Genomic DNA, 13,092 nt, shown 5'->3' on the forward strand with positions numbered 1-13,092 from the left:
GGAATTTCCCGCGATGGCTTGACAACATCGGCCCTACGGAGCGTCCATATCGACGTACGCCGGACGGCCATCACCCCGCCGTCTGATACCCGACAACACAGGCGGCCGTGCCAATCAGTGCACGCCGAAGCCGGATTGCGAATACGACTATGGCCAACACGGGAAAGCCGCGGGACGACCGCTACAATTGGGAGAGGGCGCGCGGACTGATAAGCGCCTTCGGCGAATCCAAAACATTGACGGCATGGTCGCGAGACTGGCGATGCGTCGTGAGTCGGGAGGCGGTCAGGACCCGCCTCGCGCTCGGATGGGCGACCGAAGACGCCATCACTCGGGCCAAACACGAAAAGCCTCCGCTCGAATTCACCTACAACGGGCGAACCCTGACCTTGCGGGGATGGGCGGAACAGAGCGGCATTAAATACCACACCCTCTATAAGAGGATAACCAAAAGTGGGATGACCTTCGCTGATGCGCTCGCCAAAGGACCCGACGGATCGGATTTCATGGTCGCGGTGACGGCGTTCGGCGAGACAAAACCGCTCTATCGATGGGCGGTCGACGCTCGAGCGAACTGTAGCACCACAACCTTGCGGAAACGGATACTCGCCGGGTGGGATCCGGAACAAGCGATCATAGAGGAACCGGACTCGCGCAATAGACTCGGCAGCGGCGAACCCCTCGCCGCGTTCGGAACCCGAATGAGCCTGGCGGACTGGGCGCGCCGCGCACATATCCCGGCCGAGGCGATCAAAAGCCGCATGGACAACCATGACCTCACCCTGGAAGAAGCCCTGCGCTCGCTCTGCTGGACGCCGCACCAATCGGATACCGACGCCGCACAATCGGATCTGTCGTAGGTCGCCGCCTTGCCGACAAACACGAGCAGGTTCCGCCAACGATGACGGCCGCATCCGTTTTCCGTTGTGCCACTTGACATCCCGGCACGAGTCGAGCGTCCATGTGGACCGCGCGGGAACCGCGCAACACCCACACGGAACGGACACCGCAACCATGTTGGACACCGACCCCGCGACCGCGAACGAGCGGCCCGATGGGGACTACGCGATCGGCGACCACTACGACGACACGGCGACCCTGCCGCTGCCCGACGTGGCGAAACGGCTCGAACGCGACATCCTCGACGTCCAGGGCGATGACCTGATCGCCCGCGAGGCCGAATTCGAGGTCGCGGCCGACGAATCCGGGCCGCAGGGCGTCGTGCGCGTCGCGGTGTCCGGGCTGGCGACACCGCCCGCGCGCACCGGGACCGGTAGCGACGTCATCCGCGACACGATCAGGGTCGTGTTCGAGCTGGCTAGTAACTACAACCGGGTCGAGCTCCTGCGGCCCGAACGGTGCCGGTTCCTCCTCGCGGTCGACGTCATGTCGGACTCCGGCGCCGTTGTCGGCGGGTTCATCGGAACGATGCGTTTCCACGATTGGTGACCCGTCGCCGCGTGCCGGTGGTCGCCGTTCGCCGCGAACGGCGACCACCGGCACGTACGGCCCGCGTTTCGTTGCGGCGCTTGACATTCCGCGCCGAGTCGAGCGTCCATCCGATGGCCGGGCCACCCCGGCACACACCCAACACGGAAGGAACGCCGACCCATGAACGCGCCCCTGTTCGCCACCGTGACGGTGCGCGCCAGCGACTTCGACGTGCACGGCACGTTCGGCTCGCACGGCGACGCCGCGGTGGCCGCCGACTGGCTGACCGACGCCGACACCTTCGCGCGCCCCGTTGCGTTACACCCGCCGGAAACCGACCCGCTCACCACCCGCGCCACCGCCGAGATGAACGGCGACGTGATCGAGCTGCCCGCCCCGGTCGCCGACCGGCTCGCCGCCCACCACACCAACCCGGACACGCCGGGCGCGGTCGTGGTGTCGCTGCTGATCGACCCGCCCGCCCGACGGCTGGCGCTGTTCGTCGGCCCGTTCGCCACCGTCACCGAGGCGCGTGCCTGGATCGCCGAGGCGGCCGGTGCCTCACGGTCGGGCATCTACCGGGCTGGGCTACGGATCCACCCGCTACGCCGTACCGACCTGGTCCCAGTGCCGACCGCCGCCCCCAGGCCCGACACCACGCCGGGCGTCGCCGAGGGGGTGGCCTGACATGACCGTCCGGCTGGATCTCGCCCCCGCCGCACCCGCACCGGAAGACGGCCCGCGCGGTCTCGCGGAGCTGCGGGTCGCCGAGGCGCTGGGCCGCGAGGCCGCGGTGCTGATCGCCGACGGCGCCCTGCAGGCGGTCCCGATGCGGATGCCGCCCGGCGCGTGGGCGCTGCTGGTCACCGCCGCGGACCGGTGGGTCGCCAGCGGCGAGGTGGTGCTGTTCGCCGGGGAATGGTGCGAACACGAGTACCCGGCGACCGGGTGCGACGGCGACCTCGTTCTCCGGCTGGCCCCGCCCGCGGCAAGCGATACCGACGACGAGGCGGTGGCCGTGCGGCTCGCGCTGGCCGACCACGGCCAGTGGATGCCCGCCGGAACGTGGCCGCGCCTCGGCCGCGACTGGCCCGCCGTGGTGACCCCTGTTGCCGCCACCGTCATGGGCACCTATATCGACGCCACGGAAGCCGACCCGCCCGCGCCCCGGCCGATGCCGGTCGTCGGCAACCGATCAGTGGGGCGAATCGGAGTGCGTGACCTGCTCCAAGCGGGCCTGCTGGCCACCGATGACGAGCTGGTCTACCGACGGCCCGGTCTCGGCGTGCACCGCACCGGCCACGTGACCGCGCACGGCATGCTGCAACTGGACGACGGCCGCCTGTTCACCACGCCCTCGGGCGCGACCACCGCGCTCGGCAGCCCGCACCAGAACGGGTGGGGATTCTGGTACCGCGCCCGCGACGGCCGGACACTTCTCGAACTCCGCAACGAATACAGGTCCACTGTGGACGGACGAAATGCCGCCGAGTGAAGTGCCTCGCATGACCCCGGGCGCGGCCTGTCGAGTGTCCACACCGGACGCGAGACGGGCCGTGCTCGCCACCTTCCATAACCCGCACTGGACCGCCCCGGTGTGTGATGCGCCCGGCTTGCTCCGCCATCGGCGCCACGACTGCGAAATTCGGGTGCGTGCCTCCGACAGTGTGGTGTGTTACGTCGCCTTCCACGCCGACACTGAACCCGCCCGCCCGCACCCGGGGTGCCGACGGGCCGCACCGGCACGCCGACGACGACGCGGAGGCGTCGGAACTCTCTGGCCCACCACCTGGCGCGAACTCCGCGCCCGGCTGCGGGCGACCGGGTGTGAGCTGGCCCGCCGCGGAAAGCACTGGCGCGTCGAGTTGCCCGGCGGGCAGACCTACACCCTCCCGTGTACCGCGTCGGACCATCGCTCCTTGCGCAACGCCGCCCACGAGCTGGCCGGACTCGGTGTTGACCTTCGCCGCCCGAGCCAACAACGCCAGCGGCGGGCGGCAGGCTGACTGGTCCCGGTAGACCACGGGTGCTCATCGACGCCCGACCGGATCCCGTCGTGCCACCTACGGGGCACACAACGGCGGCCCGTTCTGCTGCCGGTAGAAGCCAGCCGGGTCCACGGGTTGGCCACCGGGCTCGACTTGGAAGTGCAGGTGCGGGCCGGTGGACTCGCGACGATCGCCGACCTCGGCGATCGGTTGTCCAGTTTGGACTGTCTGGCCGACGGTGACGAGGTTGCGGTTGTTGTGGCCATACGTGGTGATCACCCCGCCCGCGTGCTCGATGCGGACCCACAGGCCGTATCCGCTGGCCGGGCCGGAGGCGATCACGCGCCCGCCGCTGGCGGCCACGATCGGGGTGCCGATCGGTGCGGCGATGTCCTGCCCGCGGTGGAATTCCCCACCCCGTGGCCCGAAGCCGGAGGTGCAGCGCCCCGCGGTCGGCGCGACCCAGCCTCCGCCACTCGATGGCGCTGGGGCCGGGGCACAGGCCACTCCGGTCAGCGCGCCGACGATCTGCCGCGCATCCGGCTCGAATTTGGCATACCGCTCGGGAAACCCGGAGCGCTGCACAGCTTGCGCCGCGGGCGCCAGGCCCATCTGTGGCCAGTTCGGTAACGCGAGCAGGTGCCGGTAAAACTGGCTGGCCGCGTAGGCGGGGTCGGTCACTTGTTGCGCGCTGCCCCAACCCATCGAGGGCCGCTGCTGGAACAGCCCCAGGGAGTCCCGGTCTCCGTAGTTCAGGTTGTGGAGCTGGGACTCGGTGATCGCCGTAGCGACCGCGATCACCCACCCGTACTCGGGGACGTTGAGCTGTTTGCCGACGGCGACGATGGTGGCGGCGTTGGCCATCTGGTCGGGGCCGTATCCGGCCACGCTGCCGGTCGGTGTGCCGATCGTGGAGCAGGCGATGACTCCGCCTGCGCCGCCGCTGGCGCCGTCGGTGCCGAGGACCGCGCCGAGGGTGGCGGAGAGGAGCAGCACCGGCGCGAGGGCCACACAGCCTGCGGCGACGGCGATTTTCACGCTGGCTTTCACGCGGTCCTCCTCATCGGTCGGCGGGGGCTCGGGTACGGGCGAGGTCGGCCAGGCGCTGCCGGTGGCGGGCGTGCAGCGGCAGCCACACCGGCCCGGCCGGGGCGTGCAGGTCGTCGGCGCTGGCGGTGGCGATGTGCCAGCCGACGTCCCCATCAGCCAGCGCGGGGCCGGTGTGGTCGACCGCGGCCAGCCGCTCGCGCAGGTTGGCCTCGCGGGCGGGCGAGTGGAGTCCGAACAGCACCCAGAATCCTTGGTGTTGCTGGGTTTTCCGCGCGGGGTGCGGCCCGCCCGCGCGGGCGAGTTCGGCGTAGCCGTCGAGTTTCTCGACCACGCGGGTGAGCGGTTCGGTGCCGGTGTCGTGCTCGTAGCAGGCCACCAGCTGGGTGCCGTGCTCGCGGTAGACGACCAAGGCGTCGGGGCGCGCTAGGCCGCCGCAGTCGGCCGTGGCGGACCGTTCGCCGTGCCACAGCCGCAGCTCGGCGTCGTCACTGCCGCAGGCGTGCGCGGCGAGTGCGGCGAAGACGTCGTTAATGCCAAGCAGATGGACCAGCCGGGGGTCGGCGGCCAGGCGCAGCACCTGCTCGCGGACGCTGCTCGGCCGGGGCGGGGCGAGCCCGCGCATGGCGGCGAGCACCCCGTGCCCGGCCACCCCGAGGGTGTAGCGCCAGCCGGTGAGCGCCCCGTTCTCGGCGGGGTGCCGGAACCGATCGAGCACGTGCCAGTGCCACAAGGCGAGCAGGCGCCGCTGTGCCCGGTTGAGGTTCGGATACGGCAACAGGTCGGCGATCTGGCCGCTGGTGAGCACGCGGTGCTCGTCCAAGAGCCGCAGCAGGGTCCGGTCCCGTTCGGTCAGCCGGGACGCCAGCTCGACCGGGTCGGCGATTCCGCCCCGGTGGCGAATCCGGCGGCGCGCAGGAGGGCTCGGTGCGGGCGTGTTTCCGTTGTCAGGCATAGGAATCCTCCAGTAACGGCCTGCGGGGTGACGACCAGCGCACCCGTGGGGATGCGTCAGTCGAGGTCGCCGTCGAACTCGACGTCGGTGCCTTCGTGCGGGGCGCGGGTGGCGAAGGTGCGGCGGCTGCGAGCGCGGTCACGAGTGGCCCGGTCGATGCCGTGGGCGCGGGCCGCGGCGCGCAACTCGTCGGCCCGCCCGTCGATCACCGGTGGCGGTGGCAGGGTGCGCAGGGTGAAGCCGGTCGTGTCGCGGTTGTCGACCGACAACCGGCACGCGGCCTGGAATTTGGCCAGCCGGGTGAGATCGCCCGCGTCCAGGTGCGGGCCGACGTGCGCGGCCAAATGCCGCGCGTCGTCCGGGGAGACGCCGAAGAACAGCTTGTTGCGGGCGTTAGCGTCCAGCGCCTTGGCCAAGCTCGGGGTGAGCTGGTCGAGGTGCTGGTGCGCGAGCACCCAGCCGACGTGGTAGCCGCGGGACTCGGCCAGCGCATCCCCGAGCGGGGTGGGCAGGTTCAGGAAGTTTTGCGCCTCATCGATCAGGATGGTCGCGTCGGCGCGGGTGTGCTCGGGTTGGTGCGAGCGGCCGATCGCGGCCTGCCACAGCGACGCCACCAGCAACGATCCGACCAGCCGCGCGGAGTCCTCGCCGAGTTCGCCTTTCGGGAGGCGGGCGAGCAGGATGCCGCCGTCGAGCACGTCGGCCGGAACGAACGAGCTGGTGGCGGTGCCGTAGAGGTCGCCGACGAACCGGCGGGCCGTGACTGCGCGGAGCTTGGACAGCACCGGACCCGCCTGCTGCGCCGCGGCCGAGGGCGTGAGTTTCTCGTAGGCGCTCCAGAACGCCCCGATTCCGGTGGGGTCTTCGCGCCGGATGCGGCGGGTGGCCTCTTTGCGGAAGCGGGAATTGGTGAGCAGCAGCGGAATGTCGGCCAGCGTGGAGCCGGGACGGCTGGTGAGGGTGTAGGCCGCGGCACGCAGGGTGTCCTCGACGCGCGGTCCCCACCACGAGGAGTAGATGCGGTGCAGCGTGGACACCAGGTGCTCGGCAACGGTCTCGCCACCGAGCCCGGCCGGATCGAGCACGTTCAGCGCCGCAGGCGCGACTTCTTCGTCGGGGTCGATGAGCACGAGTCGCTCGCCGGCGTCTTTGGGCATCCGGTCGAGTAGGTCGCGGATGAGGTCGCCGCGGGGCTCGATGACGGCAACGCCGCGTCCGGCCTCGATGTCGGCGAGCGCGAGGTGCAGCAGCTCGGTCGACTTGCCCTTGCCGGTCGTACCAGCGATGTGCAGGTGGTGGCGGGCATCGACCACGGGGAGCACGACTTGACGGGCTGGTCCGGCGTCGGTGATCCCGAGTGGTTTAGGTGTGCGGCGGCGGCGGTCGTTGGCCGGGCGCAGCGTGAGCCGCGCGGGGCCAGCCTCCGCTGCGGCGTCCGTGCGTCGGGCCGTGGATGCGGGCTTTTTGTTGGTGGGCAACGACAACTCCTCTCGCTGCGGGGGAGCTAGAGGCGGCGGGTGGTGTGCTGGGGTGCGGGCACGCTGCGGGCCTGGCCGCTGGCCAGCGCCTCGGTGCGGGCGGGCAGGTGCGCCAGCGCCGCCAGCTCCCCGGCGGATAGCAGCGCGCCGCGGCGCAGCCGCCGCGCCCCGACGGCCGCGCGGGGTTTGGGGAGGCGGTGGCGGGCCAGGGCGTTGCGCCCGGCCAGCAACGCGAAGGCGCCGAACAGGGAGTCGGCGATCCCGCGTACGCGTTCGGCGGCCTGCTGTCCGTGATGCGTGGTGGCGGCGTAGTACTGCAGCGCGACTTCCCACTGCGGTTGCTGCTTTTTCGCCCGGATCTCGCGCAGTTCCTCGGTCTGCTGCGGGTCCAGTCGCCGCGGCGACTGCTCGCTGGTGCCGTGGGTGGCGGCGGTGGACTTGCTGCCGGTGACGATCTCCATCAACTCGCGCACCAGCACCGAAACGAAGCTGGCCAGCGCCGAGCGACGTCCCGGGCGGCCGGAGTGCATTCGATCGACCGTGCGCCGGTAGCGGCGCAACCGGCGTCCGACCGCGGGCCGGGCCAGGATCTGCACCACCGCCGACTCGCCCTCGGCGAGTTGCCCGGCCACCGCTTCCAATGCCCGCAACGGATCGACCGACTCGTCGCGTGCGTCGGGAACACGCAGCGGCAGATGCTCGGGCCGCTCCGGGCGCACGGTGCCACCGGTCACGACCAGCCCCGCCTTACCCGCAGACGTCGACTCACCACTCTGCCCGGACTGGGAGGTGGTGGGGGCGTGGTCGAGGACGAGAGTGCCGGGCCAGGCGGCGCGCAGCGCGGCATCGATCCGGGCGGTGGGCACCGGCCCGGGCAGCCACATCCGGACGGCGAGATCCTCGCCCGCTGCCAGGTGGTACTCGACGGCCAGGTGCGGCACCCCGGCCACGAGGCGTTTCCAGCGGGGCGGGGCGAGGCCGGGCAGGTCCCACCACAACCGCCGCGCCCCGGCCACCGCCGCGGCGGGGTCGAGTCCGGCCGGGGGCAGCACGGTCACCACCCGCGCCCCGGCGTACCAGCGGCGTCGCGTCGCGCGCCGCAGCCTTGCCACGGCGGCGAGGCAGGCGGCGGCGAGCACCGCGAGCACGATCAGCAGCACGAGATGCTGCTGTATCCATGCGCAGGCACGCTCGGCGGCCGTGGTGAGCGCGTCGGCCATCCCGGACGTAGGGTTGGTGATCGAGGCATCGATGTTCGAGGGTGTGCTCATGGTTCGAGGTCGTCCTCTTCGTCGGTCGAGATTCCTGACAGGAACTCCGGGTCAGTGGTGATCAGTTCGTCCTCGGCGTCGGAGGCCAAGGCGTGGAAGGCCACCCGATTCGTGCCGGAGACCAGAAGCGCTTCGCCCGGCCCCGCGGCGAGCAAATAAGCGCGTTCCCCATCGGACAGGCGGAAGGCGTCGGCGATGGTGTCGATGGCCTGGGTGGACTGTCGCAACAGGACTTGCGTCGAGGCGTTCGAGACGATCGCCTTGCCCAGATCGGTGGCGAGGACGTCTCCGGCGTCCTGGGACACGAACGCCAGCGCGGCCCAGTACTTGCGCGCCGACTTCGCCAGCCGGTACAGGAACTTCGCCGCTTCGGGCTGGTGCATCAACAGCCACGCCTCGTCCACCACGACCAGGCGGCGGCGCCGGTGGTGCGGATCGAGCACCCGCCGCCACACCGCATCGAGCGCGATCAGGGTGCCGACCGACTTCAGCTCGTCGGGCAGGTCCCGCAACGAGATCGCCACCAGATGCCCATCCGGTGCGCGCGTGGTCGGGCCGTCGAACAGGCCGGAGAACGAGCCCGACACATACGGCGTGAGCCGCGCCGCGAGATCGGTTCCCGCTGGGTCGCCGGTGGCGGTGCTGTCGTCGTCGAGGGCGTCGGCGAGGTCGGCCAGCAGCGGGGCGGGCCGGGACCACGTGCGGCGGTCGGCGGTGATGCCGACCCGGGCGTAGGTGGCGGTGACCGCCCGGTCGAGCACCGCGGTTTCCTGCGGCGTCAACGGCTCGCCGAACATGACGGCGAGCAGCGTGTGGAGGAACAGCGACCGGCGGGTCAACGCGTCCGGGATCCGTTGCGCACCCGGGGGAAGGTCGAACGGGTTCAGCCGAACGTCGGGTGCGCCGAGGTGGAGATAGGTGCCGCCGACCGCCTCGGTCAGGCGCTGGTATTCGTCTTCGGGGTCGATGACGAACACCTGCACCCCGACCTCGCCCTCTGGCGTGGGCCGGTGCGGATCCGGGTAGAGCGAGCGCAGGGCTTCGAGTTTGGTGAAGTACGACTTGCCCGCGCCGCTTCTGGCCAGGGTGACGGAGTTGTAGTTGTCCTGCCCCCAGCGGTCCCACAACACCAACCCGTTGCTGGAGGCGTTGACTCCGTACAAACGGCCAGTCAACGGCGCGTGCGGCGACGGATCCGCCGCGGGCAAATCCGGCGACGTGAACGGGAAGCTCGCCGCGAGCGCGGGGGTGTCGAGGGTGCGGCGCATCCCCAGCAAATCGACCCCGAGAGGCAAGGTGGAGGTCCAGCCCTGCACTGACCGCCACGCCGCCGGTTGCGCGTCCAGCAGCAGCGAGGACGCCAGCGACCGCACCTCTTCGACCTCGGCATCAAGATCCTCCGCAGTCCGGGCGTGCACCGTGAGATACAGCCCGACGCGGAACAACTTCGACTCGCCACGCGCCAAGGCGAAGGCCATGTCCGCGGCGTCCGCGGCTGCGGCTTCGGTCTCTGGATCGTCCAACTTGCCGTCCCGTGCCGCGGAGCGGCGCGCGGACTCCAACCGTCCCTGCTGCTTGCGCAGCCGCTTCGCCGCGGTCGCCGGATTCAGCGGGTCGACGTGCAGCGCGACATCGAGTCGGCCCGGGTAAGACAGGAGCGGCTCGAGCCACCCGCCGCCGACCTCGGCCGGGTATCCGGTGATGGCCAACGTGGCGGTGTAGCCGTCGCCGACGCGCAACCACCGCGGCCCGACCTCGACCGCGTCCGGCCCCGCCACCGCGCCCGCCCCCGTCCCGGCGGAGCCGGACGAGGAAGTGCTGCCGAGGACGCGACGGGCGGCACGGCGCAGGAGTCCGCTGGTGTTCGGTGAGTTCATCGCTTCTAGACCTCCACGTCCTCGGTCGCGTCGGCGACGGTGTTGCCGTCCTGGTGAAGGAGGGCGGGGTGGGCGGTGACCACGCCCGAGGCGGTGCCCGCGCGAGTGGCCTGCGGTCCGCCGTTGGGGTCGGCGGCAGCACCGAGCACGGCATGGGTCTGGGCGCCGTCGAGCGGGGCGACCACGACTTCGCAGCCCCGCAGTGCACGGGCCGCTTCCTGGGCGCGTCGCGCGACGGTCTGCACGGCCGCGCTCGTGTCGTGGCCGTGCCGTCCGGTGGCGGGTTGCCGGAGGACGACGGTGACGTGGCGGCGCAACAGATCCCGGCTGGCCGACAGCTCGCGCAGGAACTCCACGTGCCCCAGGCAGGCTTGCTCCAGCGCGGGGTGCGGAAGTCCGCCAGCCTCGTCGGCGAGCACATCCAGATACGGCTCCAGGTCAAGCCGCTGGGCGCGCACCACGATCTGGACCGGACCCGACAGCGAGTGCAGCCAGCGGGAGAAGCCGCCGATGAGTGCGTTCTGTTCCCCGGCGGTGCGCAGCCCGAAGTTCACCGTGGAGCAGGCCGCGGCGTGCGCGGTGCCGTGCTGCGGACCGAGGTCGATCGCACCCTCGACCGAGATCGCTTCCGCGGGAAGCCGCAACGGCGCGGGCAGCGGCCCGGCCTTCGCCGCAACCCAGGCCGGGGCGTCGGGCACGGCGTCGCCGCGCACGCTGTCGGCGGGCACCAGCCGCTTCGGACTGCGCCGCTGCTTGAGCGCGGCCAGCAGCCACGCATCCAAGGTGAGCCCGTCCCGGCGCACGGTCACCACCGCGAACGCGAGCCCGGCGATCGGGATCGCCACCGCGGCGAACACGATCGGCGACACCACGCTGTGCGTGGACTGGTACAGCCCCCACAACAGCAGCCCGGTGACACCCAGGATCGCAGCCTGCCGCGCCGTCAACCCGAACACGATCTTGTCCGGCTTCTCCACATCGGCAGGCACCCGCGCCGACATCGGAACTTCCTCATCGCTGCGCATCAGCGACCCCCTTTCCTCGGGTTGCGTGGTTGTGGTTTCGCCGCTCCGGCACGCGGCGCGCCCGGCTGTTGCCGTGCCGCACCGGCGCCCCTGCCGTTGCCCGCGCGTGCGCCGCGGCCTGTCGCGCTCGGGGTAGAGGGCGCGGTACCGGGTGCTTGGAACGTGGGCGCGTGCACATGCGGCGAGGAACTCCGGCGAACCGCCGAGGCCGCGCCCGTGCTGCGAGGCATGGTCCGGTCGCGGGCTTGGCTCGCGGTCGCCGGGCGCGGCGCCCGTGACCCCGCCGACTTCGCTCCCGGTGCGGTGGTGCGGCGCCGGGAATCCGGCGAGCCCCAGCGGGTGGACTCGATCGGCGGAGCCACGCTCGCCGCGGACGGCGTGGTCGACATCGGTGCGGGCACGTACGCCCCGGACGCCGGAGTGAACCCGCCATCGCTGAGCGGCTGCTTGCGTCCCCGGCTCGCGGCGCGCGCGTCGCGGGCCATGCGTGCGGGCGCGGCCCACGCGCGGGCAGCCCGCTCCCGCGCTGCCCGCGCGGCACCGTGGGCCATCCGCTGCGCACCCGCACCGAACGCCGCACCACCGCGACGACGGGGCGCCGCACCACCGGGACGCGGGCCGGTCGGACCCCGACCCCGCGGCCGTGCCGACGCGCCACCGGAACCGCGGCGACCGCCCCGGCGGGCCGCGGCGGCACCGGCACCCTTACCGACGCCGAGCAGCCCGAGGCCCTTGGCCAGCAGCGCGTACTTCACGATCGAGGCGACCTGCGAGCGCCCGCCGAGGCCGACCTGTTGCATCACCCAGGAAGGGATCTTGATCAGGATGAACAACAGGACGACCGAGATGACGAGGTTCATCAGCCCGCCCGAGACACCGAGCAGCTGGCTGGATCCCGGGCCGGAGGTGCCTTGGACAAAGAACACCTTCACGAACACGATCAGCGTGATCGCCTGCAACACCTGGATCGCCAGCACCCCGAACAGCACGCGCCACCAGAGCTTGGCGATGCCCTCGGTGTACGGCGAGGAGTGACAGACCAAGGCGAGTGGCCCGGCGACCACGATGACGATGGTGATGGTCAGCCGCAGCACATACAGCGCGAGCAGCACCACGGCCAGCACCAGGACGACGAGGGCGACCAGGATCATGAAGATCCCGCCCCGTTCGAGTTGGCGGTGGATCTCGTCTTTCACCCCGGTGGTGATGCCGCCGGACGAGTCGCCGGCCAGGATCCCGGTGGCGATCCCGTTCACGAAGCTGATCGCGAGTCCGATCAGCGACAGGCTCGCGTTGACGGCGATGAAGCCGACCACGATCCGCGGCAGCGTCTCCTTCAACGTCACCCGGGTCTGCAACGTCTCGTGCGAGGCGACCACGATCCCGCCGACGACCACGAACAGGATGAACAGCGAGTTCGCCACCCACCGGGTGATGTCCCACAACTGCGAGATCTGCGGGTTGCCCGCCAGGTCCGGGGTGGTCATCGAAGTCCGGCCGACCAGGTCGAGCACCGGGTCCATCGCCGAGGTGACCAGGTTGGTGAACCACTTGTTGATCGCCTGCCCTGCCTTGCACACGATGTCGAGCCACCCGCAATCCGTGGATCCGGACTGCGGCTGCGGCCCCGGCTGCTGCGAGGGCGGTGGCGGCGCCACCGGGTGGTTCGGGTCGACCACGATCGGCGGCGGCTGCACCGAGGACGAGGGCGGCGCAGGCGGCGGGTTCCAGGACGGCAGCGGCTTACCGGGCGTGGGAGGTGGGGGCAGTTCGCTGGGCCAGCCCGGGTCGGGGTTGGGTGGCAGCGGGAGCGGAACCGACGGGTTCACCGTCGGCGGCACCGGCGTCGGCGCGGGCGGATGAGGCGGGAGCGGAATCTCGGGGCCGGGGGTGGCCACGGGCGGCAGCGGCAGCACGGGTGGCTGCGCGTGTGCCTGCCCGGCCGAGGCACCCAGCAGCGCCGCGACGAACGCGCACACCAGTCCCGCCAGGACCGCGACGCGCAACCGTGCAGCAACCC

At 71.5% G+C, this 13,092-nt stretch carries 11 protein-coding genes; 4 read left to right on the top strand and 7 right to left on the bottom strand.

Annotation, left to right across the window (positions count from 1 at the left end; translation table 11 throughout):
* Positions 1-149: 149 nt before the first annotated feature.
* The 4 genes from ABD256_RS00580 to ABD256_RS00595 all read left to right on the top strand — a co-directional run bounded on the left by ABD256_RS00580 (position 150) and on the right by ABD256_RS00595 (position 2,926).
* Positions 150-860, top strand: a complete 711-nt coding sequence (locus tag ABD256_RS00580; protein WP_344412118.1) for a hypothetical protein — start codon at positions 150-152, stop codon at positions 858-860.
* 154 nt (positions 861-1,014) lie between these two features.
* The gene (locus ABD256_RS00585) at positions 1,015-1,449 is read left to right on the top strand and encodes a hypothetical protein (RefSeq protein WP_344412120.1); all 435 of its coding nucleotides are present in this window, start codon (positions 1,015-1,017) and stop codon (positions 1,447-1,449) included.
* A 162-nt stretch (positions 1,450-1,611) separates the two neighbouring features.
* A complete protein-coding gene (locus ABD256_RS00590; RefSeq protein WP_344412122.1) occupies positions 1,612-2,118 on the top strand; it encodes a hypothetical protein in 507 nt (168 codons plus the stop codon).
* Between the two features lies 1 nt (position 2,119).
* Positions 2,120-2,926, top strand: coding sequence for a restriction system modified-DNA reader domain-containing protein (locus ABD256_RS00595; RefSeq protein WP_344412124.1), 807 nt, complete (start codon positions 2,120-2,122; stop codon positions 2,924-2,926).
* A 568-nt stretch (positions 2,927-3,494) separates the two neighbouring features.
* On the opposite strand, the gene ABD256_RS00600 is transcribed toward ABD256_RS00595, so the two are convergent.
* Genes ABD256_RS00600 through ABD256_RS00630 form a run of 7 tightly spaced genes read right to left on the bottom strand, consistent with a single transcriptional unit; the run spans position 3,495 to position 13,078 of the window.
* Complete coding sequence (locus tag ABD256_RS00600) at positions 3,495-4,469, bottom strand: M23 family metallopeptidase (protein ID WP_344412126.1); 975 nt, start codon at positions 4,467-4,469, stop codon at positions 3,495-3,497.
* A gap of 10 nt (positions 4,470-4,479) precedes the next feature.
* Complete coding sequence (locus ABD256_RS00605; protein WP_344412128.1) at positions 4,480-5,421, bottom strand: replication-relaxation family protein; 942 nt, start codon at positions 5,419-5,421, stop codon at positions 4,480-4,482.
* Positions 5,422-5,477: 56 nt separating this feature from the next.
* Positions 5,478-6,899: a type IV secretory system conjugative DNA transfer family protein gene (locus ABD256_RS00610; RefSeq protein ID WP_344412130.1), complete on the bottom strand. Its 1,422-nt coding sequence runs from the start codon at positions 6,897-6,899 to the stop codon at positions 5,478-5,480.
* Between the two features lie 26 nt (positions 6,900-6,925).
* Positions 6,926-8,170: a hypothetical protein gene (locus tag ABD256_RS00615; protein ID WP_344412132.1), complete on the bottom strand. Its 1,245-nt coding sequence runs from the start codon at positions 8,168-8,170 to the stop codon at positions 6,926-6,928.
* A complete protein-coding gene (locus tag ABD256_RS00620; protein WP_344412134.1) occupies positions 8,167-10,047 on the bottom strand; it encodes a VirB4 family type IV secretion system protein in 1,881 nt (626 codons plus the stop codon). Before ABD256_RS00620 ends, ABD256_RS00615 begins: the two co-directional genes overlap by 4 nt.
* Positions 10,048-10,052: 5 nt before the next feature.
* Positions 10,053-11,072: a PrgI family protein gene (locus tag ABD256_RS00625; protein WP_344412136.1), complete on the bottom strand. Its 1,020-nt coding sequence runs from the start codon at positions 11,070-11,072 to the stop codon at positions 10,053-10,055.
* On the bottom strand, positions 11,072-13,078 hold the full coding sequence (locus ABD256_RS00630) for a hypothetical protein (RefSeq protein WP_344412138.1): 2,007 nt from the start codon (positions 13,076-13,078) through the stop codon (positions 11,072-11,074). The genes ABD256_RS00625 and ABD256_RS00630 overlap by 1 nt, the downstream gene beginning before the upstream one ends.
* Positions 13,079-13,092: the final 14 nt, after the last annotated feature.

It is taken from the genome of Amycolatopsis minnesotensis (assembly GCF_039529815.1).
Lineage (GTDB): Bacteria > Actinomycetota > Actinomycetes > Mycobacteriales > Pseudonocardiaceae > Amycolatopsis > Amycolatopsis minnesotensis.

Bases quoted from the DNA above. Each gene is read 5' to 3' on its own strand.
- ABD256_RS00580 (WP_344412118.1), top strand. From the start codon at position 150: ATGGCCAACACGGGAAAGCCGCGGGACGACCGCTACAATTGGGAGAGG.
- ABD256_RS00585 (WP_344412120.1), top strand. From the start codon at position 1,015: ATGTTGGACACCGACCCCGCGACCGCGAACGAGCGGCCCGATGGGGAC.
- ABD256_RS00590 (WP_344412122.1), top strand. From the start codon at position 1,612: ATGAACGCGCCCCTGTTCGCCACCGTGACGGTGCGCGCCAGCGACTTC.
- ABD256_RS00595 (WP_344412124.1), top strand. From the start codon at position 2,120: ATGACCGTCCGGCTGGATCTCGCCCCCGCCGCACCCGCACCGGAAGAC.
- ABD256_RS00605 (WP_344412128.1), bottom strand. From the start codon at position 5,421: ATGCCTGACAACGGAAACACGCCCGCACCGAGCCCTCCTGCGCGCCGC.
- ABD256_RS00615 (WP_344412132.1), bottom strand. From the start codon at position 8,170: ATGAGCACACCCTCGAACATCGATGCCTCGATCACCAACCCTACGTCC.
- ABD256_RS00620 (WP_344412134.1), bottom strand. From the start codon at position 10,047: ATGAACTCACCGAACACCAGCGGACTCCTGCGCCGTGCCGCCCGTCGC.
- ABD256_RS00625 (WP_344412136.1), bottom strand. From the start codon at position 11,072: ATGCGCAGCGATGAGGAAGTTCCGATGTCGGCGCGGGTGCCTGCCGAT.